Genomic DNA, 3224 nt, shown 5'->3' on the forward strand with positions numbered 1-3224 from the left:
CCTGCGACTCAAGCGCAAGCGGGCGGCCTGGGATGACGATATCCGTATGAAAATGCTGGGGATTCATCGGTTATGACTTTCGAATGCGATGGCCCTGCATTGCTGCCTGCCTGTAATCAATGGCAGCGCTATCCCACCAGCGTACTCGGACCCGATCGCGTTCATGGCCGTCCTTGTCCCGGAACGTATGAGGCTCCGGCAGTGGAACTTCAATTCCTTTCAGAAGCGCCTCCATCGCCTTGAAGATCGTCATCTCGGGCGTGTCCTTCTCAGCTTCCTCGTCAGGTTCGCGGGTTGCGGCAATCATCGTTTGAGGCTTGATGCAATAATCCGCCGTCAAGTGCGGACGCAGGTACTCGAGCGCAGCACCATGCCAGCACGCATGAACAAGACGCAGCTCAGGTAAGTCGAGGCAGACCGGCAGCGTCATGAACCAACGCACCAGCTCTTCATGCAGGGGCGTTCCTTCCACGGCGGAAAGAAAGGCTTGGTGCTGTTTTCGGTTCTTGTCACCGTACTTGGTGGAGTGATGCTTGCGCAGGTATTCGCCCGGGCACTCCGGGTCGGGAAGAAACCATGCGATGGCGTTGAACTCGTGATTCCCCATGACCGCCTGGGCTGCTCCGGCATCAACCATCCGCCGGACCAAATTGACTGTTTCAACCTGTTTCGGTCCACGATCAATAAAGTCACCAACAAACAGCGCCTGCCGATCCCGATGCCTCCAGACACCTCCGCTGTGCCGGTACCCGAGGCTCACCAGCAATGCCTCGAGCGCGTCTGCATGCCCGTGAATGTCGCCGATAATGTCGTAGTTCATGTACAACCTCCGCTATTGCAAGCAGGCCGTCGGCCCGGGTTTCCCGCTAGGTGCGTCGCCCGAGAACTCGGTACGCAGCACAATCGCAAGCCCTTCGGCCACCTCAGAGAATTGATCCAAAGCGCTTACCAAGTGCTTCTGTACGAGTGGGTCTGACGGAACATCCAAGACCGCACAGACGGTTTCGTCATTCATGAAGCAGCGCAGCTGATAAGCGCTGTCATTGATCTGATTGAGCTTGCGGAGCAGGGGTAGTGATTCCTCGGCCTTGTTGAGCAGCACCGCAAAGAGCCGAACATTTCTATCGAGTACGAAGGCGTTGATTTCGATCGAGCCATAGCGCACAGCTAAGTACTCCTCCTCATCAAGCGCCAAGTCCTCAATTCCGGTCACCGAGCGAAAGACGGCCACCACCCGCTCCATCGGAGCGCAGCACTGCCCGCCCCTTGACTTCAAGCCCAAGCTGGGAAATGTAAGCGGCCCGTCGTTTGCATCGAATGACTCGTATGTAAGCACTCCCGGATATGGAAACCCCAACCCGTGCATCAGGGTGTCAATAACCAAACCAGCGACGTCGGAGTCAGGCACCGAGGCCGGAAAATCGATGTGGTAGTTCGGCGAGCCATCAGGATCTTTCTCTGGCGTCGCTTGGCTGGGCGTTCCGGTCGGGGCGTTCCATCCATGGGACCGCAACCACCCCATCTCCCGACGGCTCAGCCGGTCATCGCCTTGCAGGAAGTGATTGCTCGCGACCTCGACGCGCATGCCCCACGCACCCTGACATGAAAACTGCAGGTATCGCTCTCCATGCTTCGCATTGAGGATCAGGAACTGGTCCTCCTCCAAGCACCCCAGAACATGCTCAAGGTTCTGAGAAAAAGGCCCCCAATCGCGAGACGCTGCTCGGGTGACACGATGAGGACGGGACAGCGCGCCACCTGAATCGGCTCTACTCATCTGACACCTCGTCCAATTGTCATCGTTTTGATGATGTTATGCTATGTGATCATATTGATGATGTCAAGCCTCGTTCCGTTCTATACTTCGGCCTACACCGGAGTACGAAAGTGACACGAAACATGCTTGTTGAGATGAGCCAGAAGCAGCGCGATCGTCTGGCTTACGTCGAGTTTCGCCTGTGGTTCCTGGGCGATGCCAGCCGGCGTGATCTGATGGACCGATTTGCGATTGCGCCGGCGGTGGCGACACGGGACTTCACTGCCTATCGGGAGCTAGCGCCGCAGAACATCGATTTCGACGGGAGCCGGAAGGTCTACATCCCGAGCGAACGGTTCACGCCTGTCTTCGATCATTCTCCGGACCGCGTCTTGTCCGCGATGTCCCGGGGATTTGGCGATGGGGAAGACCGTCGTGGAGAAGGCTACATCCCGTGTGAGCTGCCGATCAGACTGAATCGCCCCTCACTTGAGGAGCTTGCAGTCGTTACACGAGCTATCCATCAGAGGCAGGTGCTTCGGGTGACATATCACTCACTGAAGCGAGGCGTTGGCGTTCGGGAGGTGATTCCACACGCTTTGGTAGATAGCGGACTGCGTTGGCACACGAGGGTCTTCGACAGGAAGTCCAGTGAGTTTCGGGATCTTGTGATTTCGCGTATCGAAGCGGCCAGCCCGGTCCTGAGCGAAGAGATCCTTCCCCACGAACTGCCACAGGCCGATGAGGAGTGGAATCGCCAGCTGAATCTGATACTGATCGCACATCCAGGAGTCGATCGACCAGAAATCGTTCAGCGGGATTTCGGCATGCGCTCAGGCGAGCTACACCTGACCGTCCGGGCAGCAGTCGCTGGCTACGTGCTGCAACGATGGAATGTCGACTGCAGCCCGGATCGTCGTCTTGACCCTACGATTCATCGCCTATGCCTCAAGGACTTGGATTCGTTGGAGGCAGTTCGAAGTCTTGCGATCGCACCTGGCTACCAGACGGCTGCATGAGGGAAAGCGGTTCTTGGATGCTTAGACCACGACACCCCCTACTGCACGCGCTGCTAGTCAACGCTGCCCTGCCGCCATGTGTCAAAAGCACAACGCCCGTTCGAGCCCAAAAGACTAACCGACCATCTTGTCGAACAGACACCACATCGGTGCACCGACCGGCCCATCCTCGGCCGGAACTGACTGACAGTTCGAGTCGTCCGAATGGTTGCAATCTGGCTCACAGACGCCATTCAATACCCCTTATCGGTTGACAGACTCTTTTGCACGCGGCCCGTGACTTGCTGCGCGATCGAGTTCAGGTCAGCTTCATCGCTGACAATCAGCAGGAGTCAGATCGGGCGGCTACCCCAGGGCAATCGCACCTACTTCGCATAGCCTCATCTAAAATCCCGTTAACTTTCATGACCTTGCGAGGCCTCTGTTCACAACGTCATAAATTGTGTAGT

3 protein-coding genes are annotated in these 3224 nt (G+C 57.1%); 1 reads left to right on the forward strand and 2 read right to left on the reverse strand.

Annotation, left to right across the window (positions count from 1 at the left end; translation table 11 throughout):
• Positions 1–70: 70 nt before the first annotated feature.
• Both ACPT9U_RS17355 and ACPT9U_RS17360 read right to left on the reverse strand, forming a co-directional pair.
• Positions 71–820, reverse strand: coding sequence for a metallophosphoesterase (locus ACPT9U_RS17355; RefSeq protein WP_435751871.1), 750 nt, complete (start codon positions 818–820; stop codon positions 71–73).
• Between the two features lie 12 nt (positions 821–832).
• Positions 833–1777, reverse strand: a complete 945-nt coding sequence (locus ACPT9U_RS17360) for a TY-Chap domain-containing protein (protein WP_435751872.1) — start codon at positions 1775–1777, stop codon at positions 833–835.
• Positions 1778–1911: 134 nt separating this feature from the next.
• Between ACPT9U_RS17360 and ACPT9U_RS17365 the strand changes: the two genes are divergently transcribed.
• Complete coding sequence (locus ACPT9U_RS17365; RefSeq protein ID WP_435751873.1) at positions 1912–2775, forward strand: WYL domain-containing protein; 864 nt, start codon at positions 1912–1914, stop codon at positions 2773–2775.
• The last annotated feature ends 449 nt before the right edge of the window (positions 2776–3224 follow it).

The organism is Thauera sp. AutoDN2 (assembly GCF_051280715.1).
GTDB lineage: Bacteria > Pseudomonadota > Gammaproteobacteria > Burkholderiales > Rhodocyclaceae > Thauera.

Coding starts and splice junctions, on each gene's coding strand:
- ACPT9U_RS17355 (WP_435751871.1), bottom strand. CDS start 820: ATGAACTACGACATTATCGGCGACATTCACGGGCATGCAGACGCGCTC.
- ACPT9U_RS17360 (WP_435751872.1), bottom strand. CDS start 1,777: ATGAGTAGAGCCGATTCAGGTGGCGCGCTGTCCCGTCCTCATCGTGTC.
- ACPT9U_RS17365 (WP_435751873.1), top strand. CDS start 1,912: ATGAGCCAGAAGCAGCGCGATCGTCTGGCTTACGTCGAGTTTCGCCTG.